General features: G+C 31.6%; 21 protein-coding genes. 10 read left to right on the forward strand and 11 right to left on the reverse strand.

Annotated features, from left to right (window positions below; genetic code table 11):
- The first annotated feature begins 65 nt into the window (after nucleotides 1-65).
- Nucleotides 66-2,186 (forward strand): DNA helicase RecQ, encoded by a 2,121-nt coding sequence (gene recQ, locus C1X07_RS03165; protein WP_103068505.1) that lies wholly within the window; start codon nucleotides 66-68, stop codon nucleotides 2,184-2,186.
- A gap of 312 nt (nucleotides 2,187-2,498) precedes the next feature.
- Nucleotides 2,499-4,688, forward strand: a complete 2,190-nt coding sequence (locus tag C1X07_RS03170) for a response regulator (RefSeq protein ID WP_103068506.1) — start codon at nucleotides 2,499-2,501, stop codon at nucleotides 4,686-4,688.
- An 82-nt stretch (nucleotides 4,689-4,770) separates the two neighbouring features.
- Here C1X07_RS03170 and C1X07_RS03175 read toward each other — a convergent pair whose 3' ends face one another.
- From C1X07_RS03175 to C1X07_RS03185, 3 genes are read right to left on the reverse strand one after another with little or no spacing between them, the layout of a single operon-like run.
- Nucleotides 4,771-5,571 (reverse strand): aldose epimerase family protein, encoded by an 801-nt coding sequence (locus tag C1X07_RS03175; RefSeq protein ID WP_103068507.1) that lies wholly within the window; start codon nucleotides 5,569-5,571, stop codon nucleotides 4,771-4,773.
- 14 nt (nucleotides 5,572-5,585) lie between these two features.
- Complete coding sequence (locus C1X07_RS03180) at nucleotides 5,586-6,224, reverse strand: MOSC domain-containing protein (protein WP_103068508.1); 639 nt, start codon at nucleotides 6,222-6,224, stop codon at nucleotides 5,586-5,588.
- Nucleotides 6,225-6,227: 3 nt separating this feature from the next.
- Nucleotides 6,228-7,016, reverse strand: coding sequence for a tRNA pseudouridine synthase A (locus tag C1X07_RS03185; protein WP_103068509.1), 789 nt, complete (start codon nucleotides 7,014-7,016; stop codon nucleotides 6,228-6,230).
- Nucleotides 7,017-7,168: 152 nt separating this feature from the next.
- On the opposite strand from C1X07_RS03185, the gene C1X07_RS03190 reads away from it, so the two are divergent.
- Entirely contained in the window at nucleotides 7,169-7,546 is a 378-nt protein-coding gene (locus C1X07_RS03190) for a LysM peptidoglycan-binding domain-containing protein (RefSeq protein WP_103068510.1), read from the forward strand.
- Between the two features lie 221 nt (nucleotides 7,547-7,767).
- The gene (locus C1X07_RS03195) at nucleotides 7,768-8,118 is read left to right on the forward strand and encodes a hypothetical protein (RefSeq protein WP_103068511.1); all 351 of its coding nucleotides are present in this window, start codon (nucleotides 7,768-7,770) and stop codon (nucleotides 8,116-8,118) included.
- A gap of 110 nt (nucleotides 8,119-8,228) precedes the next feature.
- Here C1X07_RS03195 and cmk read toward each other — a convergent pair whose 3' ends face one another.
- Nucleotides 8,229-8,927: a (d)CMP kinase gene (gene cmk / locus C1X07_RS03200; RefSeq protein ID WP_103068787.1), complete on the reverse strand. Its 699-nt coding sequence runs from the start codon at nucleotides 8,925-8,927 to the stop codon at nucleotides 8,229-8,231.
- 265 nt (nucleotides 8,928-9,192) lie between these two features.
- Here cmk and mreB point away from each other — a divergent pair, with 265 nt between their 5' ends.
- The gene (gene mreB, locus C1X07_RS03205) at nucleotides 9,193-10,230 is read left to right on the forward strand and encodes a rod shape-determining protein (RefSeq protein ID WP_103068512.1); all 1,038 of its coding nucleotides are present in this window, start codon (nucleotides 9,193-9,195) and stop codon (nucleotides 10,228-10,230) included.
- A 71-nt stretch (nucleotides 10,231-10,301) separates the two neighbouring features.
- Here the strand turns inward: mreB and lon are convergent, their stop codons facing one another.
- Nucleotides 10,302-12,752 carry an endopeptidase La gene (gene lon, locus C1X07_RS03210; protein WP_103068513.1) on the reverse strand — a complete coding sequence of 817 codons (2,451 nt, stop codon included), beginning with the start codon at nucleotides 12,750-12,752 and terminating at the stop codon, nucleotides 10,302-10,304.
- Between the two features lie 222 nt (nucleotides 12,753-12,974).
- Between lon and C1X07_RS03215 the strand changes: the two genes are divergently transcribed.
- The 5 genes from C1X07_RS03215 (at nucleotide 12,975) to C1X07_RS03235 (ending at nucleotide 16,827) form a co-directional block, all read left to right on the forward strand.
- Complete coding sequence (locus tag C1X07_RS03215; RefSeq protein ID WP_103068514.1) at nucleotides 12,975-13,523, forward strand: RNA polymerase sigma factor; 549 nt, start codon at nucleotides 12,975-12,977, stop codon at nucleotides 13,521-13,523.
- Nucleotides 13,520-14,086 (forward strand): hypothetical protein, encoded by a 567-nt coding sequence (locus C1X07_RS03220; protein ID WP_103068515.1) that lies wholly within the window; start codon nucleotides 13,520-13,522, stop codon nucleotides 14,084-14,086. Before C1X07_RS03215 ends, C1X07_RS03220 begins: the two co-directional genes overlap by 4 nt.
- Entirely contained in the window at nucleotides 14,067-15,158 is a 1,092-nt protein-coding gene (locus C1X07_RS03225) for a DUF4097 family beta strand repeat-containing protein (protein WP_103068516.1), read from the forward strand. Before C1X07_RS03220 ends, C1X07_RS03225 begins: the two co-directional genes overlap by 20 nt.
- Nucleotides 15,159-15,183: 25 nt before the next feature.
- Nucleotides 15,184-15,918 carry a head GIN domain-containing protein gene (locus C1X07_RS03230; protein ID WP_103068517.1) on the forward strand — a complete coding sequence of 245 codons (735 nt, stop codon included), beginning with the start codon at nucleotides 15,184-15,186 and terminating at the stop codon, nucleotides 15,916-15,918.
- A gap of 171 nt (nucleotides 15,919-16,089) precedes the next feature.
- Nucleotides 16,090-16,827: a tyrosine-protein phosphatase gene (locus tag C1X07_RS03235; protein ID WP_103068518.1), complete on the forward strand. Its 738-nt coding sequence runs from the start codon at nucleotides 16,090-16,092 to the stop codon at nucleotides 16,825-16,827.
- Between the two features lie 256 nt (nucleotides 16,828-17,083).
- Here C1X07_RS03235 and C1X07_RS03240 read toward each other — a convergent pair whose 3' ends face one another.
- From C1X07_RS03240 to C1X07_RS03265, 6 genes are all read right to left on the reverse strand, one after another.
- Complete coding sequence (locus C1X07_RS03240) at nucleotides 17,084-17,377, reverse strand: hypothetical protein (protein WP_103068519.1); 294 nt, start codon at nucleotides 17,375-17,377, stop codon at nucleotides 17,084-17,086.
- 65 nt (nucleotides 17,378-17,442) lie between these two features.
- On the reverse strand, nucleotides 17,443-17,913 hold the full coding sequence (locus C1X07_RS03245) for a DUF1842 domain-containing protein (protein ID WP_103068520.1): 471 nt from the start codon (nucleotides 17,911-17,913) through the stop codon (nucleotides 17,443-17,445).
- 250 nt (nucleotides 17,914-18,163) lie between these two features.
- The gene (locus tag C1X07_RS03250) at nucleotides 18,164-20,524 is read right to left on the reverse strand and encodes a GumC family protein (RefSeq protein WP_103068521.1); all 2,361 of its coding nucleotides are present in this window, start codon (nucleotides 20,522-20,524) and stop codon (nucleotides 18,164-18,166) included.
- 5 nt (nucleotides 20,525-20,529) lie between these two features.
- The gene (locus C1X07_RS03255) at nucleotides 20,530-21,318 is read right to left on the reverse strand and encodes a polysaccharide biosynthesis/export family protein (protein WP_103068522.1); all 789 of its coding nucleotides are present in this window, start codon (nucleotides 21,316-21,318) and stop codon (nucleotides 20,530-20,532) included.
- Between the two features lie 227 nt (nucleotides 21,319-21,545).
- The gene (locus C1X07_RS03260) at nucleotides 21,546-23,492 is read right to left on the reverse strand and encodes a polysaccharide biosynthesis protein (protein ID WP_103068523.1); all 1,947 of its coding nucleotides are present in this window, start codon (nucleotides 23,490-23,492) and stop codon (nucleotides 21,546-21,548) included.
- Entirely contained in the window at nucleotides 23,489-24,622 is a 1,134-nt protein-coding gene (locus tag C1X07_RS03265; RefSeq protein WP_103068524.1) for a DegT/DnrJ/EryC1/StrS family aminotransferase, read from the reverse strand. Before C1X07_RS03265 ends, C1X07_RS03260 begins: the two co-directional genes overlap by 4 nt.
- Nucleotides 24,623-25,373: the final 751 nt, after the last annotated feature.

Raw genomic sequence — 25,373 nt, forward strand, 5'->3', positions numbered from 1 at the left:
AGACAAAATTAGTAACAGACCAAACAAATTCTTTTTTCCCAAGCTATTTTCTTTTCTTTGTATTTATGCCAGATCAACAACAACTTTTACATACACTAAAAGAGTATTTTGGGTATGATAGTTTTAGACCCTTACAACAAGAAATCATTGATTCTGTCTTTGATAAAAAAGACAACCTTGTTATAATGCCTACAGGTGGGGGTAAATCGATATGTTATCAACTACCCGCTCTATTACTGCCAGGTGTAACATTGGTGATTTCTCCTTTAATTGCATTAATGAAAGATCAGGTAGATGGTCTTATGGCTAATGGTATTCAGGCAGCTTACATTAATAGTAGCCAAACCGAAAATGAACAACAAGAGATTTATCAAAAGCTTATAAATAAAGAGATTAAACTACTTTATATCGCTCCAGAAAGTCTTTCATTTTTGGATACTATTCTTTCTCAAATAACCATCAGTCTAATCGCTATAGATGAGGCACATTGTATTTCTGCTTGGGGACATGATTTTAGACCGGCTTATACACAATTGGGATACCTTAAAAACAGATTTCCCGAAACACCTGTAATCGCATTAACCGCTACAGCAGATAAAGCAACACGCCAAGATATTTGTGAACAACTAAATATTAAAGATGCTACCCAGCATCTGGCATCTTTTGATCGCAAAAACTTAAGCCTCGAAGTACGTCCTGGAAACAAAAGAATTGAACAAATCATTGATTTCCTTCAAAACAAACCTAATGATAGTGGTATTATCTATTGCCTAAGTAGAAAAACCACAGAAACACTTGTCGAAAAACTACAAAACCAAGGCTTTAACGCAGAAGCATATCATGCTGGTATTGACCATGCTAAACGCTCAAAGGTCCAGGAAGGGTTTATTAATGATACTGTACAGATAGTATGTGCTACCATCGCTTTTGGAATGGGGATAGACAAGTCTAATGTACGTTGGGTGATTCATTACAATTTACCAAAAAATATTGAAGGATACTATCAGGAGATTGGACGAGCCGGTCGAGACGGAATACCATCCTCTACCCTTCTCTTTCATAGTTATGCAGATGTAGTACAACTACAAAAATTTGCCAATATGTCTGGAAACCAGGAAGTACAATTGGCAAAATTGGATCGCATGAAACAATATGCAGACTCTTTAAGTTGCCGTCGCAAAATTTTGCTAAGCTATTTTGGAGAATTAATAGAAGATAATTGCGGTAATTGTGACGTTTGTAAAAACCCACCAACTTTTATCAATGGAACCATTATTGCACAAAAAGTATTATCTACAGTAGTCCGTTGTAAAGAACAAGAGCCAATAGGAACTATTATTGATGTATTACGAGGTGCACAAAACGCTGCGGTATATGACAAAGAATATCAAAAGATTAAAACTTATGGAATTGGTAATGATATTGCCTGGAGAGACTGGCAGCAATATATTATCCAATTAATTAACCAAGGGTATCTTGAAATTGCATTTCATCAAAATAATAAATTGAAGCTTACTTCACTTTCTCGAAAAGTATTATTTGAAGGAGAAAAAGTAAGCCTTGCCCATCTTAAAGAGTTTGAAAAAGTAAAACAAGTCGCAATAGAACAAATCGATAAGGGCGCCGCTCCAAATTTATTTGAAAAGCTAAGACAACTACGACTAGAATTAGCTAAAGAAGCAGGTATTCCTGCCTACCAGATTTTTAGTGACGCCTCACTTAAAGAAATGGAAAAATTTCGACCTGTTAATGATGATGAATTTATGCAAATCAGTGGTGTAGGCCGAAAAAAAATGCAAAATTATGGATATCAATTCATTAAAGCAATCATTGATTTCTCTGCTGAGAAAACAAAAAAGAAGAGAAAGACAAGTACTAAAAAAGGAAATACATATAAAGAAACGCTAGCTTTATATAAAGAAGGTCTATCAATCGAAGAAATAACGGTTAAACGTAAACTAGCACAATCAACCATCTTTTCTCATATTATGAAACTATATGAAGATGGAGAGGAAATAGATTTGAAACAATTCGTTAGCAAGGAAGATATAAAATCAGTTAGACAAGCAAAAGAAGAATTGGATAACCCGGATACATTAAAAAGCTATTTCGATCATTTCGAGCAAGCGATTGACTATAACACAATTAAATTAGCCTTAACCATTTTAGAAGAAAAGGATACATAAGATTAAGGTACTTTTTTAATATAAACGTTTATTACTCTTCCTATTATACCTCCTTGTAAGGTACAAATCCACATTGCTATTTACTAATAAAGGATATTGGTAATTCGAAAAACAAATTATCTTACCTAACTCTATATTCTATAAAAGAGTGGCAAGTTTTAAAAAAAACTAATTAGCTTCATACCTATAAATCAAATAATATTTCGTAATTTATTTACTGTTAATCCGTATAATTAAAGGAGAATCATTTTTTTTATGCCAACTAAAATTGTTTTTCTCTTGACTTAAAATCATTTAAACCTTTAATTATCAATGAAATATGTGTTTCTATTCTTGTTTTTTCTGAATACACTTTCTTTTCATGCGCAACAAAGAGAGGGTAAAAGCTATCTAGAAAAGTTAAAAGATTCTGCAATAGTTTTGCATTTGGAATACAAATTTATCGAAGCCCTAAAGGTGAATATCCAATATCTAAGAGAGGCACAAAATCTCAAAGATACAATCTCCACTATCGATGCATACAATGCTATTGCATCGGGTTATGCAGAAATTGGAGATACTATTTTGGCTAAAGAAAATTTGTTTAAATCTTACAAATACACTCAATTAATAGATAATGATACTACCAAAGCAAATACATACATGGACTTTGGTAATTTTTATTCCAGAGGACTGAAAAAATTAGACAGTTCACTTTACTACTATAAAAAATCATACAAAATTTTTGAAAAGATAAAAGATTCTTTGGGTATGGCTCAATTGTCATATAATGCATTTTATGCCGCATATGATGCTAATGAACTAGATAATGCTTTTTTTTATGTATCCAAACTAAATGAACTCAGAAAACATGTTCCTTACCCGGCAGTCTTATGTGGTATTGATTCTAATTTTTCGCTGTATTATGCTGCCATAGGAAATTATGACCTCTCTGAAAAACATGTAAGAAAAGCTATAATATTAGCAGAAAAAGAAAACTTAACCAAGGATATCAAAGATTTGCATAAAACATTAGGAGAGATTTTATACAAACAAAAAAAATATACAGAAGCCTCTAAGGTTTTATTAAAATATATTGATCTAGAAGAAGTCAATATCAGTGTGAATAAAGAAAAAGAGTATCAAGATTTTATTGCAAAGTATGAAATTGAAGAATATCGAAATCATATTAAATTTATGGATACCAAAAATAAGCTTCAAAAAGAAATACTTAAAAACAAAAACTTAGTTAACCAATTTCTCATTTGGGTATCAATATTATTCATTTGTCTTTTATCAATACTCTTATATATTATTCATAAAAGAAAACAACTTATCACAACGCTTAAAAATAAAAATGAACTAATCATTGCCGAAAAAAACAGAACAGAAAAGTTGACAAGTCAAAAAACCAAACTTCTATCTACCATTAGTCACGAACTTAGAACTCCTTTACACGGGATTATCGGAATTAGTGCTTTTTTATTAGATAACCCTGAGTTAAAAAAATATTCGGAAGAAATTAACTCTTTAAAATTTTCGGCAGATTATCTACACTCACTTATAAATGATGTACTTAGTTATAGTAGTCTAGATACTAAAAAAAATAATAAGATAATTCTGGAGCATTTTGACTTAAGAGAAATGACAAATAAAATAGTCTCTTCTTTTGATTACTTCAAAACTCAAAATAACAACCAGATTGTAATTAATATCGGCTCAGAAGTTAATCAGTATATTATTGGCGATCATTTAAAACTTACTCAAGTTTTAATGAATCTAATTGGTAATTCCTGCAAGTTTACAGAAAACGGTACTATTTCTCTTAATATAAGTAAGCTTAGAAACACATCATCAGAGACCACTTTACATTTTAGAGTTTCTGATAATGGATCAGGAATTCCTAAAGAGAAATTAGAACGGATTTTTGAAGAGTTCGAACAGGTTTCTCCTAACTCAAATTCCAAGCACATAGGGTCAGGATTAGGCCTTACAATTATCAAAAAGATATTAGATTTACATGGTTCCAAGATTAATGTAGAGAGTACATTGGGCGTAGGTTCGTCTTTTTTCTTTGCAATTACTTTTCCGATTGGTAATAAGAAAATGGCTGTTAACAATAGGCTAAAAAAGGAATTATCAAAGAGTAATTTACTGATTAACAAAAAATGTCTCGTTGTTGATGATAACAAAATTAACAGATTGGTTTCTAAAAAAACTTTGGAAAAAGAAGGTGTTTTAATAACATTAACAAGCAATGCAAGAGAGGCAATAAAACTACTAAGAAGCAATACTGATTCTTTTGATTTTGTACTTATGGATATAAACATGCCACAAATAAACGGATATGAAGCCACCAAAATAATTAGAACATTCAATAAAAAGATACCGATTATTGCTCTAACAGCAGTGGATCTAGAAAATTACCAAACTAAAATTCACGAATGCGGTATGGATGGTGCCATTACGAAGCCTTTTGATATTAAATCGCTAAATAAATCAATCTCAAAATACATCAAATAAAATGGTCTAAGACTAAATTATAAATCTTTGTTTTTCAGACCATCTCCAATATCACCAAATTGACATATGATATATTATAAGATCAGGAAACTGAAGGGGAAATAACGACTTCAAATTTTTCATACCCCGAACTATGATCAAACCCTGTGTGTAAATCACCCGTAGTAACACTTGGCGGGTAAAAAGTTATGGGTTCTATACATACCATATTCTTTACTTCACTCCATAACATGATATGTCTATAACCACTAGTTCTTAACCTTACTCCAAGGTTTCCATTATTTTCTAAAGTTAAATCTTTACATTTTTCTAGTAAAAAAGCCTTAGCTCCAACCTCTAGAATATTGTCTAACGAAATGCTTTTGTCTTCAGTTCTAATAACAAAATCATGATTATAAACCTTAAATGCAGGGTGAAAACCTAACATAAAAGGCATATTTACTTCAGATGTTATTTCAAATAATATCTTTAATCCTTCATTGGTAATTGCAAATGTTTTTAAGAATTTAAAATCATATGGCCAATTCAATTTTTTCAAAGAAGATTTATGAGGAAACTTTGGATTAGATACCAAAGTATTAGCGCTATATTTTTTATAAAAACTAGCAGTAGTACTATCTGTTTTTTCAGTAGAATAATCTAATGTTCGTAAAATACCATGCTGATCGAGTTTTGAGTCTCCTCTAGGCGTTACTACAGAAAAATTATTTCCTTTTGTTGCTCCAATGATAGGAAACATTTCAATTTCTGTACTCCCCCATCCTGCATCCTCTTTTTGATGCATTATTTCTATATCATTTACCAGATAACTTACTAATTCTCCTTTGTCAATTGTAACAGAAGATTTCTTATCAGCACTATACAGTTTCACTATATCTTTCATATATAATTGAGTACTTATACTTTTTTTCCAAAATATTTTTTATCACTATCAGAAATAAGGGGGTCATCCATCGCTCTTTTTGCCAGATCAATATGATCTGCTTCATTATAATGAAATAACAAAGTATATAATTCTGCTATAGATATTCCTTCAAAGTTTTCCTTCTCTAAAGTAAATTCATCACCAGCAGAAACCAAACCTTCTTTAATGACTCGAACATACACACCAGATAACAAAGAATCTATCATTTGTTTAATTACAGCAGGATTTTCAAAACGAATTCCCAGTTTATAACAAGGTTGTCTTGGGCGAGAGATCTGTACTGTTGCTTCTCCTAACTTATAAATAGAACCAATTTTTACCTTTTTTTCGTCAAAACCTTCTATTGTGAGATTTTCACCAAACATTCCATTATTCCAGTCTAAATCTGGATATTTCATTTCCCAGTACGAATAATGATCCTTCGAATACAAATAACAAGCTTTATCAACTCCTCCATGGTATCTCCTATCAATTACATTATCATTCTGAACATCTTCCTTACCTAAATATATAGGAACCTCTGTAGGATATTTATAAATCCCTGTTTTTTCTTCTTTTCCTCTCCACATTATTGTCTTGGATTCACCAATATTTGTAGATAATACCTTCATATTTTAATTTTTAAATTCAACTGAGTTTAATATTAACCCTGAGCCGGGTACAATATGTTCTAGTGTAATTTCTTCTGCATTAGGATCTAACGTTTGTTTAAAAAAATCTAAACTAATTTTATCTTTCCCTAAGTCCAACAATGCTCCCATCATCAGTCTAATTTGATTTCTTTTAAACCCTTCGCCTTTAACTTGTAACATATAACTCTCCTTCGGAAAAAAATTAGCCGTATAAACATCATTCTTTTTAATTTCGCAATGAAATATTTCTCCTTCCAAAATTGTGTTTTCTGAAGGTCGATGGCAATACGATCTAAAGTTATGCTTCCCTTCAAATAATTTTGCAGCTTTTTGCATTAAAGATATATCTAATTCATCAACAATATTATACATAAAAGGGGCACAAAATGGATGGAATTTCTCTCCATAAGAAAACAAATATAAATACTCTTTTACTTTTGGAGATTGAATAATATTAAATTTTTCGTCAGTTTGCTGAATACTTAAAGCTTTAATGTCCTGAGGAAGGTTTTGATTAAATAATAAGAAGAAAACCTCTTCTTCAATAGGAGTATGATCTACAAATAATTCTATGTATGTTTCATTAGCCGATACCTTGGCATCAGTTCTTCCGGTAGCCAAAATCTTAAAGTTTTTATGTTCGAGGACATAAGTAATTGTTCTCTCGACCATACGTTGTAATGTATTAACTGTAGGTTGTTTCTGCCAACCATGATATCTAAAACCTAGATATTGTAACTGAATGAGATAATAGAAGCGTTTACGAAACATTAGGTATTTGTTTAAATAAGTGTCCGAATATAGATAAATTATGCATTTTACCGATAATTCGCGATTTTTTAATTAAAAAATCATGTTAACACCATCTTATAATTTGTTATATTTGGATAAAGCTAATTAATAATTTAAAATCAAACTTAGTTATGGTAAAAGCAAAATATCAAAGTGTTCTGGATTTAGGACAAAAATTAAATATCCAGGACGGAGATGTATCTGAAGAAAATGGAACTCTTAAGATTAAAGGTACTGCAAATACCCAGTATGAAAAAAATCTACTTTGGGATGAAATAAAAGAAATAGGAGGAGATTCTCCTTCTGATATTCTTGCTGATATCAAAGTAGCTGATGAGTCTGTTTATCATAGACATACTGTAAAAAGTGGAGAGTCTTTAAGTAAAATTGCAAAGCACTATTACGGAGACCCTATGAAATATAAGGCGATATTCGAAGCAAACACCAACATCCTTAAAAGCCCTGATGTTATTCACCCAGATCAGGAACTTATTATACCAAATCTCTAAACAATTTTTTTAGTTTATAAAACCATAAAAAAGCTGCCTTGTTGGGCGGCTTTTTTATTGGTTTGGGTTGTTACGCGACACAACACATTGCGATTTTGATAATTTTACTAGTCAAATAACCTATTATTTTGTATTTCATCGAAAAACAAAAGGTCTTTTCCTTAAAAAACATATTTCATTATGGTTTTACCGTATTTTTGTGATGCCTTAATTACTACGATATGAAAAGACTATTACTTATATTTTGTTTGTTTACTGTGGTAAATAATTACTCACAATCTTTATCCAAAACTAATATCATTTATGAACGTAAGGATCAAATTGTATTAAACGATGGTCGACAATACGAGATTTTGGTGAATAAACCATTTTATTTAGTTTCTGATACTAGTATAAAAAAGTACAAACAAGTCTCAGACCATGTTTTTAGATTAAATCGAGTTTTGATTCTAAGAGGGGATAATAAATACACAGAGCTAATTGAATGGGTTAAAGAAGACATGAAGCTATATGAATCCCGTGAGCCTATAAACCAAGGCCTTGACAAAAATGTTATATCAGATTCTTTTTAGCATTCCAAAACATTAGTATTGATCGTGACAGAGTAGAATATTTCATATTGATTTAGAAAACTAAGTCGTCTAAATACTAATGTTACTATCACAATACAACAACCTAAAAGTTAAGCTTTTGCTATTGTTTCTTTTGCTAATTTCAAAATTTGTTCAAACTGTTGTTGGAGTGTGAGATTAGAATTGTCAATTTTGATAGCATCCTCAGCTTTTCTAAGAGGAGAATCTTTTCTCGTGCTATCTATGTGATCACGATTTACAACATTCTTTAAAACATCTTCGTAGGTCACATTTTCTCCCCTCTCATTAAGTTCTAGAAATCTACGTTCTGCTCTATCTTTTGCAGTAGCTGTCATAAACAACTTAAGCTCGGCATTAGGAAAAACAACAGTCCCAATATCCCTACCATCCATTACAATTCCTTTGTCTTCACCCATTTTTTGTTGCTGTTCTACCAACTTCTTACGTACTTTAGAAACCGCAGCTATTTTGCTTACATGTCTTGAAACTTCAAGGGTTCTAATTTGGCGTTCTATATTTTCGTCATTAAGTAAAACCTCGGCTAATCCCGTCTGAGGATTAATTTTAAACTTGAGATAAATTTTATCAAGGTTGTTTTCTAGTGCCTTTTGATCAAAATGAGATTCATCGATAAATCCGTTTCTCATTGCATACAACGAAACCGCACGATACATTGCCCCTGTATCTACATATATATATTCTAGTGCTTTGGCCAATTGCTTAGCTACTGTACTTTTGCCAGTTGAAGAATGACCATCAATGGCAATGATAATCTGTTTTTCGCCCAATTTTTTATAAATAATTTGTTTATCGAAAACCAAAAGTAAACCAAACTATCTGGAAAATATAAATTTGCATTAAAAAATATATCTTTTAAGAAGTTTTTTACCTTGTTACTATCACTTTTTAACTGAGAATCGTTGTAAAAAACAGCTACAAATACAATATTTATACCTTACTTAAGTTATTTATCATCAAACCCCTTTTTGCATGAATGTAAGTTACTTTAATTAGACCTTAAATCACATACATATTAATCTAAGTACACTTATCATGGGCTTTTTTGATTTTTTAAACCAAAAAATTGCAATAGATCTTGGCACTTCTAACACACTTATTACTCACAAAGGGAAAATAGTAGTAGATAATCCTTCTATCGTAGCGATACACCAAATCACTGGAAAAATTATTGCTGTAGGTATGGAAGCTGGAATGATGCGAGGAAAAATCAATAAAAATATAAAAACAGTATACCCATTCAATAATGGGGTCATATCTAATTTTGATGCTGCAGAAAAAATGCTTAAAACATTTATTAAAAAGCTATCTCCTTTTAATCCTTCAGTTTTTTCTTCTTCGTACAATATGATTATTTCTATACCCTGTGGAAGCACCGAAGTAGAAATGAGAGCTGTACATGAATCTGCAAAACGGCTTAACGCCAAAAATATATTTTTAATACATGAACCTATTGCCGCAGCAATTGGTGGAGGGATCGATGTATTAGAACCAAAAGGAAATATGGTAGTTGATATTGGAGGAGGAACTACAGAAATTGCAGTTATTTCTTTAGGCAAAATAATCAGCGGACAATCCTTAAAGATTGCTGGGAATGTTTTTAATGAAAATATTGTTCAATATATACGTGAGTCTCGTAATTTACATATAGGAGAATCAATGGCAGAAAAGATTAAAATAAGAATTGGTTCTGCCGTAAGTAAATTAGATTTCCCCCCTGATAAAATGGCCGTTGAAGGAAGAGATTTGCTAACCGGAAAGCCAAAACAAATACTGATATCGTATAAAGAAATTGAAAAGAGTCTTCACAAATCAATCATGCAAATTGAAAATGCAATTATAGAAACCCTTTCTGAAATTCCTCCTGAAATCTCTGCAGACATCTATAAATCTGGTATTTACTTAACTGGTGGAGGATCAATGCTAAGAGGTCTAGATGAACGATTATCTAGGGCTACCGAGTTGCCTGTTCATCTGGGCGATCAACCACTTAAAACTGTAGTAAAAGGAAGCGAAAAGGTTTTGAAAAACTTGGATTTATATATAGATGTTCTAGTCAAAAAAAGAAGGTAAATTAGATTATTTTTAATAAAAAAGCCTGAATATCATAGATATTCAGGCTTTTTTATTAGTTACCAATTTATTTATAGCTTCTTCGCATTCTTAACTTTAGTATTCGTTATTGCGAGTTTAAGAACATCACTCATTTCTTTTACATAATGAAATTTAAGTCCTTTTAGATATTCAGATTTAATCTCTTCGATATCTCGCCTGTTATCTTCACAAAGTAATATTTCTTTTATATGAGCTCTTTTTGCCGCAAGAATCTTTTCTTTTATTCCTCCTACAGGTAATACCTTTCCTCTTAATGTTATCTCACCTGTCATAGCGAGACTTTTCTTTACCTTTTGTTGTGTAAACAAAGAAACCAAAGAAGTAAGCATTGTTACTCCTGCACTAGGTCCATCTTTTGGTGTAGCACCCTCAGGAACATGTATATGTACATTGTAAGATTCAAAGATCTCTGGTTTAATCCCCAAATCTACCGCATTTGCTTTGATATACTCCATTGCGATAGTCGCTGATTCTTTCATTACTTTCCCTAAGTTACCAGTAATTGTCAAATTTCCTTTACCTTTAGAAAGAATAGACTCTATAAAAAGGATATCTCCACCTACACTTGTCCATGCTAACCCGGTTACAACTCCTGCTACATCGTTACTTTCATATTTATCACGTTCTAACTTAGGAGCACCCAGAACTTCTATAATATCCTCATTACTAATTTTTACATTATACTCCTCTTCCATTGCTATGTTTTTGGCTGCATAACGTACCATTTTGGCAATCTGTTTTTCTAAACCACGTACTCCAGATTCCCTAGTATATCCTTCTACTATTTTTTCGAATTGAGGTTTTCCTATTTTTATGTGTGATTTGTCTAATCCATGTTCTTCTAGTTGTTTTGGTAGAAGGTGTTGTTTAGCTATCTCCACTTTTTCTTCAATAGTATATCCTGTAACATTGATAATTTCCATTCGATCACGGAGTGCAGGCTGAATGGTTCCTAAACTATTAGAAGTAGCGATAAACATCACTTTAGAAAGATCAAATCCCATTTCAAGAAAATTATCATGAAATTCAGAATTTTGCTCTGGATCCAAAACTTCTAACAAAGCAGAAGATGGATCTCCTTGATTACCTACCGAAAGCTTATCTATCTCATCCAATACAAAAACAGGGTTACTGGTACCTGCTTTTTTAAGACTTTGGATAATTCTTCCTGGCATTGCACCTATATATGTTTTTCTATGCCCTCGTATTTCGGCCTCATCTCTTAATCCTCCAAGTGATATTCTTACATATTCTCTACCAAGGGCTTCTGCAATAGACTTACCTAATGATGTTTTACCTACTCCCGGAGGTCCATACAGGCACAATATCGGAGATTTCATATCATTGCGCAGTTTTAATACTGCGAGATACTCTATAATACGACGTTTTACCTCGTCTAGCCCATAATGGTCTCTATCTAATACTTTTTTAGCTCGTTTAAGGTCAAATTTATCCTTACTAAACTCATTCCAAGGTAAATCCAAAAATAGATCCAGGTAGTTACGCTGTATAGAATATTCTGCAACCTGAGGATTCATGCGTTGCATCTTGGCAAGTTCTTTATCAAAATGTACTTTTACCTTTTCGTCCCATTTTTTTTCTTTACTACGCACACGCATTTCCTCAATTTCATCTTCATGCGAAACCCCTCCTAGTTCTTCCTGGATGGTTTTCATCTGTTGATGTAAGAAATACTCTCTCTGTTGCTGGCTCATATCATGCTGAACCTTGCTTTGGATTACATTTTTGAGTTCTAGCTTTTGGAATTCTACATTCATATATTTTAATGTAGCCAAAGCTCTCTTTTTCAAATCATTAATTTCTAACAATTTTTGCTTCTCTTCTACTGGAAGATTTAAATTAGAGGACACAAAATTTATAAGAAAAGAATTACTCTCTATATTCTTTATTGCAAATGACGCTTCAGAAGGAATTGTAGGACTTTCTTTGATTATTTCTAGAGCTAAATCTTTAATAGAATCAATGATAGCACTAAATTCTTTATTTTCTTTAGCTGGTCTTGCTTCGGGAACCTCTTTAACTTTAGCTTTAATATAAGGATTTTCCTCCACCACTTCATCAATATGAAATCGTTTTTTTCCTTGCAAGATAACCGTAGTATTACCATCTGGCATCTTTAACACCCTAAGTATTCGGGCTACTACTCCTACTCTGTTAATATCTTTTAAAGAGGGGTTCTCTATACCCTCTTCTTTTTGAGAAACAACACCTATGGTTTTATTTCCGTTATTAGCTTCATTAAGAAGTTTTATAGATTTATCTCTCCCAGCGGTTATAGGGATAACTACACCAGGAAATAATACCGTATTCCTCAAAGGCAAAATAGGTAATATCTCAGGTAAATCTTCTTTATCTATTTCTTCTTCATCTTCGGGTGTCAATAATGGAATTAATTCTGCATCTTCATCAATTCCTTGAAATGACAAACTGTCAAGTGTCGTAAATTTGGTTTTCGCCATAAGTATATATCAAAGTCATTTTGTCATTACCACAAAACGACATTCTTTTTTTAAATTTATTGAAACTCATTCAAAATCACATAAACCCAAATAAAACGGGGGGTTCTTAAGTAATTTTGTTTTTTATAATTCAATTGTTATGCCATAAGTTTTAAAAATAATATTTAAAAACTGTAACAAAGCACATCTATCTATATCTTTATGTAAAGTAAATTATTTTTTTTGTCACTAACCAAACTAAATACAGAGCAATTAATTGCGAAATGCCGCGAGCGAGATCAAAATGCGCAGCTCGAAACGTATAATCGTTATTATAAGGCAATGTACAACACAGCATTGAGAATTATAAAAGATACTGCAGAGGCGGAGGACATTATGCAAGAAGCTTTTTTGACAGCTTTTACAAAATTGTCAATGCTAGAAAACAATACTATGTTTGGAGCCTGGCTAAAGAAAATAGTTATTAATGCTAGCTTAACTGCATCACGTAAGAAAGATATCCATCGTGAAGTAGCGCTAGAAACTGTTGAATACGCTCTTACAGATAGCGTTGGAATACTAGAAGAAGACTTGTCATCTGTAAAAGCAAAAACAGTATTAAATACACTAACGCAACTAAAAGACAGCTATAGCACTGCATTATCATTACACCTCATAGAGGGGTATGATTATGAAGAGATCTGTCAAATAATGAATATATCATATTCTAATTGTCGTACACTTATTTCGCGCGCAAAAGAAAGTTTACGAAAAAAATTACAATTTGTATGAAAACTGATGAAATAGACAAATTATTTGAGCATACTAAAGGTCAACTAGATATTCATGAACCATCTGTTGATCATCAATTGAAGTTTTTGGAAAAATTGAAACAACAAAATGAAACAAAAGTTGTTCATCTTAATCCAAAAAAAACAAATTGGTACAAACCTCTTATGATTGCAGCCTCAATCGCTGTGTTATTAGGAATGGTCACAATGACTTTTATGTTTGATTCTAAAAATGAGTTAGATTTAGCCAATGTTTCTCCTCAAATGCAAGAAACACAAAGCTTTTTTACCTCTGCTATTCAAGTGCAACTTGAAGAAATTAATAAAGTTTCTTCTCCAGAAACACAAAAATTAGTTTTGGATGCAATGCATCAATTAGAAAAATTAGAATCTGATTATGAAGTATTAAAAAAAGATCTTTTTCATAGCGGAAATGATAAACGAGTGATAAGTGCTATGATTAAGAATTTTCAAAAACGTGCTAATCTACTAGATGAAGTGCTTCAAAAAATTAACAATATTAACCAATTTAAAATATCAGAAAATGAAAGCTCTATACTATAATATAATCCTGTTACTACTAATTCCAACAATGGTAATAGCAAGTAACGGAAATCTGAAAGGTAAATACACCAAAGAAAAAACATTGAAAAAAGATTTCTCTGTAAGTGCAAATGCTTTATTAAAAATTAATAACGATTATGGAAATTTGGATATAACTTCCTGGAATGAAAACCGAATTGTTATGGAAATTAGTATTAAAGTAAGTGGTAATAATGAAGAAAAAGTAATTAAAAAACTTAAGTCAATTGATGTCGATTTTGAATCATCTTCTCAAATGGTAAGTGCTAAAACTATTTTTAACAAAAGTGATAGTTCCTGGTGGGATAAATGGACAAGTGGCTGGAACAATGACCTAAATATGAAAATTAACTATACGGTAAAAGTTCCTCTTACCAATAATATTGATCTTAATAATGATTATGGCAACATTACTCTTGATAAAATCAAAGGCAATGCAAAGATTAATTGTGATTATGGTCAAATCATTCTTGGTGAACTGTTTGGTAATGATAATTATATAAATATAGATTACACCAACAATAGTAGTATTGCGTATATAAAAAGAGGTAAAATCAATGCTGATTATTCTGATTTTGAAGTAGGTAATAGCAATAGAATTGACCTTAATGCAGATTATACACAGTCAAAATTTAAAACCATTAAAACTTTAAATTACAACTGTGATTATGGAGCCATTCGTATTGAAAATGGTGGTAAAGTTGTAGGAGATTCGGATTATGTAAGTACTAAAATAGGCAGTATATCTGAAGAACTTAGCATCAATTCTGACTACGGGTCTATCAATGTGCAAACATTAAAATCTTCTTTTAAGAATGTAACAATTAAAACCGATTATACAGGTATCGATCTAGGATATGAGGATGGATCAGCATTTAACTTTAAAATAAGGACTTCTTATGGAGGTATAAAAGTAGATGAGAGTATAACGGTACAGAAAAAATATTCAAAAAGCTCTACTAAAGACTATCAAGGATATTATGGTCAATCAAATAGTCCTAATACTATCAATATAACCTCTAGTTATGGAGGGATCAAATTAAGAAAAAACTAATACAACAAAACATCAAATCAATAAAATGAGAACAGTAGCAATTATTTTAGGTCTTGCTTTATGCAGTATAACTTCTCTACAGGCGCAATGGTGGGGAAACGGGAAGAAGATTAGTGGAAATGGTAACTCTATTACCAAAGACAGAACAACTTCTGATTATGATCAAATCAAGGTAAAAGGAAGTCTGGACGTATCTCTAATATCAGGTACCGAGGGAAAAATTAGTATCGAAGGAGAGAGTAACCTTATAGAGTATATTATTACCGATGTAGAAAACGATATTCTTAGAATTTATGTAAAGAAAGGGTATTATTTAAAGCCATCATATGGTAAAAAATTGATCATAACTGTTCCTTTTGAGGATCTAAGTCAAGTAACCCTATCTGGATCAGGAGATGTATATAGTTCTGATACAATTAAAGCTTCGAGTTTTAAGACAGGGGTTTCGGGTTCTGGAGACGTTCAACTTGTTGTTAATGCAAAAAGTATCTGGGGGCAGGTAACTGGCAGTGGTGATTTAGCTATTAAGGGAGCTACAGAAAGTTTTAACGGAAATGTATCTGGCTCTGGGGATCTTTCTGCTTATGATCTCAAGGCCAAAAATGTAACAGCAACAGTATCTGGTTCTGGGGATATAGAAGTTATGGCTACTTCTTATCTAAAAGCTCGAGTATCGGGATCTGGTGATATTTTTTATAAAGGAAATCCAGAAAAAGAAGACAAAAAAGTATCTGGGTCAGGAGATATCACAAAAAGGTAACGCTTTAGTAACAATCATAACAAAAACTGTTTAAGAAATGATCTTCTTAAGCAGTTTTTTTATGCACAATAAATTTTTATTTTTACGTCATATTTAGTATAAATCCATGAGGATATTAGTTTAATTTAGATATTTTTTTTATTTTACGTTCACCCCAAAACAAAGAACACATTGCAGTTTTTATCAAAAAAAGATACTCCTCTTAATGAGATTGTGCCTAATGGATATATAGATATTCATTCGCATTTGCTTGCAGGTATTGACGATGGGGTAAAAACTATTTACCAATCTGCTTATATTCTGGAACAATTTGAAAATCTGGGCATAAAAAAAATTATAACCACCCCTCATATAATGCAAGATGTATGGCCGAATACATCAAAAACGATTACCAATAAATTAAAAGAACTAAAGGAGATCCTTCCTCCTTTGGGAATATCACATATAGAAGTACAAGCGAGTGCCGAATATATGATGGATGATTTATTATTTAATCGTTTAAAAAATAATGATATTCTTCCATTACATCAGAACTACATCCTAGTCGAAATGTCCACTTTTAGTCCTCCACTCAATCTCACAGAAATTCTATTTGAAATCAAGTTAGCAGGGTATACTCCTATATTAGCTCACCCAGAGAGATATTCTTTTTATCGAAATGATCTTAAAAAATTTGATAAACTAAAAGATTCGGGTTTCCTGTTTCAACTTAATCTACTATCCTTATCAGGATATTATGGTGAAGACATTAAATCTTTTGCCAAAAAATTAGTCGATCTGGATTATATCGACTTCACAGGTACAGATATTCATAATTACCATCAATTGGGTGTTTTAGAAAAAGGATTTGAATCCAAAATCGCTGAAAAAATTTCGCATTTAATGATGAAAAACAAGGCTTTTTCATAACCTCTTTAACCACCTTATCATTTATAATTTAGTGTCTACATATGCTATAAAAAACAACAAATCTCTTTTGTATCCCTTTTAAACGAAAATCACCATATATCGGGATAAATAAAAAAGATTTGCTGTGTCTTTTAATTCACTAGCTAATTTTTACAACTACCTCGTTTGTCCCCAAACTTGGTATTGTACCTTTTGACCAGTTCTTTTCCATAATAATTTCTATATCTTGTTCATATGCTTTGGTTCCATATGAAAATCAAGTAAAAAATCCTTTTCCTTTTAATTTAACAACATTATTATCACCTTGTACTGTAAAGTCCCCATTCAGATACAAAGTACCATATTGAGGAACCCCTAATAATGCAGTAATACCCATTTCTCCTACAATACTATTATCTTTGTAGGTAACCAGAGTTATATTACCCATGTCTTCATTAATCGAAGTTGTATAGTGAAATTTGAATTTTAAAACTTCTACATCTTGATTGGATTGTGCAATACTAATCCGCTCTTCTTGTTTTTTGATCTGTTGTTGCGCTAATGCTTCCATTTTTGATAATTCTATAGTTATTTGATAATTCTATAGTTAATTAATCAAATTAGATAAACAGCTAATTAAACAGATTCAGGTTTAGCATCTGCTGCATATACATTTACTGCCCTAACGTAATAATCATTTGCTTCTTGCCATTTTCCATCAGGATCCAAATACTTAAAATTAGCTCGCCCAGTTTGCCAATCATCTTCCAAAATCATACGCAATTCAAAATTAGGTTGTAGTTGTGGACCAATACCCCATTTTGGATTCCAATTTAAATTGGGGAACCCTGTAGCCGTAACTAGGATATGAGAATTATTAGGCATTACTGTAAGATACGTGTATTCCCCATTAATTTTACTTGATTGGTTAAGAGGAGGGTTTACTGCTTGAGTAATTTTTGCAATACCACTTACGGATCTATCTGGAGTGTAAACCGCTAAAGATAAAAATAGAGAAGTTGCCCCTACAATAGTTTGCTCAGGAGTTCCGATTGTAACTTCATACGTAACATGAAATAATCCGACTAAGTTGTTTTCTGTAGACATAATCAATGGTTTTTAATTAATAGAAATTACCTAAAGTTATGGTATATCAGTGAATAAAAATATTTCATTTTATTTCGCTATTAAAACAGTAAAAACTCAGGTGTATACACCTACATAGAAAGTAAAAATCTTATACGATTGAAGAGTTTTAGTGAATCAAATAAATCATTGTGATTATACTCATTTCAGCCATTCAGATAGTATCAAGACAATCAAAGTGAGGTATTAAATATGTTGTTTTTAATACCATCTAACTCTTTTTACCATATCCATACCCATAATTATAACCGGTCTTGGTATCAGCTGCATTAAGTAATACAGCAATATTTGGTAATCTTTTTTCTCTATAAAAGTTCTCAGGTACCTGTAAGACTCTTTTATCAGAGTAATTTTCTCTTACAATATAAATACACAGATCAGCAAATTTTGCTATTAGAAGAGTGTCTGTTACCAAACTAACTGGAGCAGTATCAACTATGATATAATCGTATTCTTTCTCTAAATACTCGAACATAGTACTAACTCTTTCTTGCATAAGAAGTTCTGCCGGATTTGGTGGAATTGCTCCAGAAGGTATAATATCAAAAGAGTCTTCTCCTTTTTCATTATCCTTATAAATAATATCTTTTGGAGTTAGTTCATGGTTCATTATAAAATTAGTAAGACCTTTTGAGTCTTTACCATTAGGTAAGTTAAAAAACTTATGAAATTTTGGGTCTCTTAAATCTGTTCCTAAATAAGCTACTTTCTTGCCCGATATAGCTAAGGTTTTGGCAAGATTTGATGAAATTAAAGTTTTTCCTTCACCAGAAATAGTAGATGTAACAAAAACCACACGTCCAAGTTTTTTATCACTACCCGCCATAAGAAAATCGAGATTAGTTCTCAAAATCCTGAACGCTTCAGCTATCCCTGATCGATCATTCTGAGAAATCATAATCTTTCCTTTGGTCTTTACCTTTGGTATAGATCCAATAATAGGCATAGAAAGAGCCTTCTCTAAATCTTCTCTAGAACTTATCTTTACATTTAATAGGTCTGAAGTATAAATGATAAGAAAAGGTAATACCAAACCAAGAAATAAAGCTCCGGCATAAATCGTTTTCTTATTTGGAGATACAGGATACGCACCTAATGTTGAGGCTTTATCTATTACCCTAGCATTAGAGAGTGTAATGTGACTGGTTATTTCTGCTTCTTCCCTTTTTTGTAATAAATAAAGGTATAACTGTTCTTTTATCGTTTGTTCCCTCTCAATAACTCTAAGATCTTTCTGACGAATAGGTGCATTATACAATTTACCACTAAAGTATTGGTCTTGAGTATTTAGGCTTTTCAGTCGTATATTTATTGAGCTTCGAAGACTATTTAAACTACCTATCAAAACCTGCCGTAAACCATCAATTTGCTGATCAATATTAACAACAACTGGATTTTGGGTACTAGAAGATTTTAATAATCGTTGCCTTTGTAAGATTAGCCCATTATACCTTGATATGGTGGTCGTTATAGTTGGATCTTCAAATCCTAAATTAGCAGGAACAAGATCATACCTACCCTCTTGGCTCAAAACAAATCTACGCATAGATTGTATAAGACTAAGTTGTGTATTTAGTTGAGCTATTTCTTGTACATTTCTAGAATCTATATCGGCTACCCGCTGGGTTTGAGCCCCAATATCATTAGTCAACCCATACTTAGACAGGTAACCTGCTGCTTCATCATCTACTTCTGTCAAGTCCCCCGAAATAAGATTCAAACGATCATTTATAAAATCTGCCGTTCTTGCAGATGCCTGTTTTTTATCTTCTATCGTTGCTTTATTGTACTCCTCTACGAGGTTGTTTATAATATCTTTGGCTTTTTCACTAACAGGGTCATTTAAAGATATTCTTACAATAGATGAGTTTTTAAGAGGCGCAATCGATAACCTGCTCCTATATGATTCTGCAACAAACTTTACAGGAGATACCTGAATTTTAATGATTTTATCAACATTTGATTCGATGGTTTCGACATTAGGAGTAATCACAATATCCCCAATACTGCTTTTTATTGTTTTACCAAAAGAATGACTACTAAGTTTTTTATTTTTTTCATCCAAAAAAGAGAATGTAGTGCCTGAGTCAATTTGAACATGAAATACCTTTGATTTTGTATGAACAATGGTATCATCAGATAAAAAATTGATTTCGATTAATGATTTTGGATAATTTTCTACTTCCAAAATTCTTCCTTCACTAAAATAACGAACATTCAATCCCAAATTATTGACAACATTTGTCAATAATGTTCTAGATTTTATGATCTGAATTTCGTTCTCTATTGTATTTTGAGTATCATCCAGTAAACCAAGGTCTTTAAAAGCTGCTAATTCTGATTCGCTAATACTCTCATCCTGCGATATCATAATTAAGGAAGAGACATTGTATTGCGGGATAGTATACCTTACCTTAACATAAGCTAAAGCTACAAAGATAAAAACACTTAAAGCAAACCAATACCATTTTTTAAGGTATTTTATAATCTGATCTCTAAGATTAAATCCAAATCCAGATGACGAATCAAAAGAAGTATTTTCTGTAGGTGTATTGTTCGTGTTAGAAATCATATGTATTATCTTACAATCAGTGTAACTACAGACAGGAGAACCCCGACTATACTTATAATAACGCTAATAGTATTGCTACGTGTTTTAGATTCTCTTATTCTAGACTCATTGGGCTCTACATATAACACATCATTTTGAGCCAAATAATATACCGGGGATTCAAAAATAGATTTAGAAGTTAAATCTACACGATGATAGGTATTTTCTCCTTCATTTTCTCTAATAACCATAATATTACCTCTTTTTCCTTTAATTGTCATATCACCAGCCAAGCCAAGAGCTTCAATAATTGTTACTCTTTCATTGGGAATAGTATATGACCCTGGTCGTGATACTTCACCCATCACTGTAATCTTAAAATTTTTAAGTCTCACACTTACTATTGGGTCATTGATATAGATCTTTAGTTTTTCTTTAACCATTTCTTTAACCTGAATTCTTGTCAAACCAGCAATTTTCAAACTTCCCAAAACCGGAAAATCTATATTTCCTTCTTCATCAATTAAATAAGTTGGTTCTACTCCTCCACTACCAGCATTTGATGCTCCATTTTCTCCTATTGAGCTACTTAAGGAGGTTCCTTGCATAAGGTTAAATGGTCTTGCTGCATCCATATCAGCTGCAGATACCATAATACTCACAATATCATCAACCTTAAATACTGGAGTAAATGTGTTTGTAGAAGTAATCTTTTCTAGGTTTTCAGAATTTTGAAAATAAACAACATCTTCTGGAGTTTTACATGAAAATATTGAAACCAATATCAGAAACAATAATAAAAATCTACATCGCATATTTTAATACTTTATGAGTAAGCCTTTTGTTAATAAGTCACAAAAATATAACTTTATTTAATTCGGCAATGAAATTTTGCTTCATCTATTAAGCTATACATTTGTTTTTCAATAAAAAACTAATTATGGGCACTAATAAGTATTTCGGGACATTAGCTTCCCGAAATACTTATTTGTTTTCTTGCAAAAATGATTTTAGGTACTTTTTCCCTTACTATATACCTTTATTATTTTACCAAAACTTTGCTACGAACTTCTCGCGTGTTTTGAGTGCTTTTTTTATTTATTTTGTCGATACTTTCAAAAGTAGAATTGTTAGAGATAAACTCAGGTACAATCTCTTTTAGTTTCCCTACAATTTGATGATCCTGACTAAGCAAATTCATTATACACAGATCATCTATCTTATCTTGTACCATTACACAATCATTATCATCAAATTTACTTATCATTATTTTCTTATGATATGTTGGTAAGGTATTCTCTGTATCTGCAAGAAGTTCTTCATACAACTTCTCACCAGGTCTAAGACCAGTAATTTCAATATTTATATCCTCTGGGTATCTAAGACCTGATAATCTTATCATTTTTTTGGCAAGATCAAAAATCTTTACAGATTCTCCCATATCAAAAATGAAAATCTCGCCTCCATTCCCCATTGTACCAGCTTCTATAACTAATTGAGAGGCTTCAGGTATTGTCATAAAGAAACGCGTTACATCTTTGTGAGTTACTGTTAATGGTCCACCTTTTTGAATTTGTTTTTTAAATAATGGTATAACCGAACCATTAGACCCTAGTACGTTTCCAAACCTAGTAGTGATATATTTCGTCTTACTTCTTCTATGTAGACATTTTATATACATTTCGGCAACCCTTTTGGTTGCTCCCATTACATTAGTTGGATTAACAGCTTTATCTGTAGATACAAAAACAAATTTATCCACTCCATATTCAGACGACAAATCGGCAAGTTTTCTTGTACCTAAAACATTAATTTTGATTGCTTCACAAGGATTATTTTCCATTAGCGGTACGTGCTTATACGCTGCTGCATGAAAAACCATATTAGGTCTATACTTTTCGAATATAGTCTCGATCCTCTGATGATCTCTTATATCGGCTACTATTGGGGTAAAATTCGTTACTCCTTTACTCAAAAGTTCTTGTTGTAAATCATACAAAGGAGATTCTGCCTGATCTACTAAAACTAGATGCTTGTAGTTATAATATGAGGCTTGCCTAACAATCTCACTTCCTATTGATCCAGCAGCCCCAGTAATCATGATTACTTTATTATGTAACTCTCTTGTGATATTATTATTTTCCATGCAAATAGGAGCTCTTTCTAACAAGTCTTCTATCTGGATTTCTTTAATCTGAGAAACTTTTAGTTTACCATCAATCCAATCATTTACTGCAGGAATAATTTTTACAGTTACTGGTAATTTAAGAAGTTTATCGGAAATTTCTGATAATCTTTTTTTACTGATATGAGGAATTGAAACAATAATCTCTTTAATACTGTTTTTGGTAATAAAGTTTTCGTCTATTCTATCAGAAGCATATACTTTAATCCCATTAATTGTTTTACCAATCTTTTGATTATTATCGTCAATAAAACCTACAACTGATAAAGATGATGTATTAGAATCATTAGTAATTGCTGCCAAAGTAATCAAACCAGAATCTCCTGCTCCATATATCAATATCCTAGAAGTCTCTCCAATTTTTGATTTTATATAATAAAAACAATACTTAAATATCAAACGGCTCGTAGTAAGCGTAATAATATTTAATAAATAATGTATACATATTATTGATACAGGGATGTTTAAAAGTTCTGGCATTAATGACAATCTACTAGAAGCCATTAAAAACCCAGTTAATGTAATTAAAACAGTCACTGCAAGAAACAGGTTATAAGCATCTCTCATTCCTGTATGCCTAACCACTCCTTTATACGATCCTATTAATAAAAAACTTAATATAGCTAAGCCTGCCATAATTGGCAATTGGTATACCAAATTTGTAGTATCAAAATTTAAAGTAATACCAAATCTTATGACATATGCCAGAAAAAAGTTAAAAATTGTTATAAGTACATCAATAGCTAAAACTAGCCACTTAGATGCATGCTTATGTGAATTATTTATTAGGTAGTTCTTTATCATCTCAATGTGTTTTTAATTACTGATACAATTCTATATAAATCATCTTCTTCAAGATTCGACCCGCTTGGTAAGCAAAGGCCTCGATCAAATAGATCATCAGAAACTCCATTGAGGTAAGCATCGCAATCTGCAAATACAGCTTGTTGATGCATGGGCTTCCATAACGGTCTAGATTCTATATTCTCTTCTGCCAATGACAACCTTAGACTTTCTCTTAACTGATAAGAGGTTGTCTCAATACAGGTTAGCCATCGATTAGAGTAATATCCAGAAGGTTCTTCAAGAAATTTTATTTCAGAAGACTCTTCTAGGTGTTTTTTATAAAATTCAAAATTACTTCGTCTGTTATCTACATGAGCATCTAGAACTTCCATCTGTCCTCTTCCAATTCCAGCAGTAATATTACTCATTCTGTAGTTATATCCTATTTCAGAATGCTCATAGTGCGGTGCATTATCTCTTGCTTGTGTAGCCCAGAAAATAGCTTTTTCTTTATGTGCTTTGTTTTTGGTGACTAGTGATCCTCCTCCGGATGTTGTAATAATTTTATTACCATTAAACGAAAGAATAGCAATATCACCAAAAGTACCACATTTAACTCCTTGATATGTACTACCAAGAGCTTCTGCACTATCTTCTAAAACAGGAATTTTATATTTTAAAGCAATCTGATGGATAGCTTCAACATTATAAGGCATCCCATAAAGATGAACAGGAATAATAGCTTTAGGTTTTTTTCCTTTGGCGATTCTATCTTTTATTGCTAATTCGAGTTGATCTGAACACATGTTCCAAGTATCTCTTTCGCTATCAATAAAAATAGGTTTAGCCCCCAGATAAACTATTGGGTTAGCAGAAGCAGCAAATGTCATACTCTGACATAATACCTCGTCACCAACAGTTACCCCCAAGAGTTTTAATCCCAAATGAAGTGAAGCTGTTCCAGAGCTTAATGCTGCTGCAAACACGTTTTCTCCCAAATAATCTTGAATATCACTTTCAAATCCATTTACATTAGGACCTAATGGTGCTACCCAATTGGTATCGAACGCTTCTTGTACGAATTTTTGCTCTGTTCCACCCATATGCGGTGAAGAAAGCCATATTTTCTTTGAATCAATTATATTCATAATTTTCCCATTAATAATGAACAATAATTACCTATTGCCTATATTATACACTATGGTAATATATAGTCAAATCTATCTAATGACAATCTAATAAAACGCTGGAAGAAGGGGGGTAGAACTTCCTTTTCTGAACTTACTTTAAATTTGTTTTCCAAAGCTAAAATAGTCTAGTTATATCAATTATCTATTTAAAATTTAATTTTTTAGACACAATACTTAAAAAAAACGTTCAACGACTCACATTGAGCTATTTATTGTCTTTTTATACGGTTATACCGTAAGAAAAATATTATAATCTATAAAATAAACTACTTGTAATAATGAACAAACTTTATTCAGGTAATTAAACAGCGGCGCAAAAATAATCATAATTATATATATAATTCAAATTTAATATTACTAATATGCCTACCATTTTAAACACCACAATAATACCATAATTCTTATCCAAAAGTGTAGGTGAAACAACTATTTATAAAAGGGTTGTTTTCCCCCTACCCCATCAAATAAATACTCATCTGATAACCTTCCAATTCTATAAAACAAAAAATAGTTTACTAAATATTTGATTTATAGAATTAAATAAACAAAATTTATACCCATCAAAAAATATGCAAATTTTAATGTTTGTATTTTGTTTGTCTAATCCCTTCCCCGAATTTTATAATTATAGTACTATAAATGTTATTCAATTCTTTAGATTTTTTCATATTCCTTCCAATAGTTTTTACTCTCTATTGGTTTATCTTTT

The sequence above is a fragment of the Aquimarina sediminis genome, from assembly GCF_002895435.1.
GTDB classification, from domain to species: Bacteria; Bacteroidota; Bacteroidia; order Flavobacteriales; family Flavobacteriaceae; genus Aquimarina; species Aquimarina sediminis.